Genomic DNA, 1,239 nt, shown 5'->3' on the forward strand with positions numbered 1-1,239 from the left:
AGCGGCAGCCCTGGACCAGCTGCTGCCAGACCTCCTCGCGGAACGGCGTACGGGCGTGCTCCTTGACCGCCTCGTACACCTCCTGCGCCTGGAGACTTCATGGGAGGCGATCGAGCGCGCGGGCATCGACCCGTCCTCGCTGCGCGGCAGCCGCACGGGCGTGTACGTGGGCGTCAACACGCACGACTACGCGGAACTGCTCCTCGAAGCAGGCGAAGACCTGGAGGGCTTCCGCGGCACCGGCACGGCCTCCAGCGTGATGTCCGGCCGAGTCTCCTACACCCTCGGGCTGGAGGGCGCCGCCGTGTCGGTGGACACGGCATGCTCATCGTCGCTGGTGGCCCTCCACACGGCGGCCCAGGCGCTGCACGCCGGCGAGTGCTCGCTGGCCCTGACGGGCGGCGTGACCATCATGGCGACGCCGCGCCGCTTCGTGGAGCTGTCCCGGCAGGGAGCACTGTCCGGAGACGGACGCTGCCGCGCGTTCGCGCAGGGAGCCGACGGCACCGGCTTCGCCGAGGGCGTGGGCATGCTGCTGGTGGAGCGGCTGTCCGAGGCTCGGCGCAACGGGCATCGAGTACTGGCTGTGGTGCGTGGTTCGGCGGTGAATCAGGATGGTGCGTCGAATGGTTTGACGGCGCCGAATGGTCCGTCGCAGCAGCGGGTGATTCGGCAGGCGTTGGCGAACGCGCAGCTTGCTGCCGCGGATGTGGATGTGGTGGAGGCGCACGGTACGGGTACCAAGCTGGGTGATCCGATCGAGGCGCAGGCGTTGCTGGCCACGTACGGGCAGGAGCGGGAGGCGGACCGGCCGCTGTGGCTGGGGTCGGTCAAGTCGAATATCGGGCACACGCAGGCTGCTGCGGGCGTGGCCGGGGTGATCAAGATGGTGCAGGCGATGCGCCACGGTGTGCTGCCCAAGACGCTGCACGTGGACGAGCCGTCCTCGCATGTGGACTGGTCGACCGGCTCCGTCGAGTTGCTCACCGACAACCAGCCGTGGACCGGTAATGGACAGGTGCGTCGCGCGGGCGTCTCCTCGTTCGGCGTGAGCGGTACGAATGCTCACGTGATTCTGGAGCAGGCGCCGGAACCTGCCGACGAAGAAGACGGCGCAGCCGCTGCCGGGCCGGTTGCGGCCCCCGCAGCAGCCGGCGTTGCCGGGCCGACGGGCGTGTCTGGTGGGCCGGTGCCGTGGGTGGTGTCGGCGAGGTCTGAGGCGGGGTTGCGGGCGCAGGC

At 70.5% G+C, this 1,239-nt stretch carries 1 pseudogene; it reads left to right on the forward strand.

Annotation, left to right across the window (positions count from 1 at the left end):
* Nucleotides 1-79 precede the first annotated feature (79 nt).
* Nucleotides 80-1,239 (forward strand): annotated as a pseudogene (locus AB0D04_RS42710) (beta-ketoacyl synthase N-terminal-like domain-containing protein); the annotation flags it as partial.

The organism is Streptomyces sp. NPDC048483 (assembly GCF_040651455.1).
Classification (GTDB): domain Bacteria; phylum Actinomycetota; class Actinomycetes; order Streptomycetales; family Streptomycetaceae; genus Streptomyces.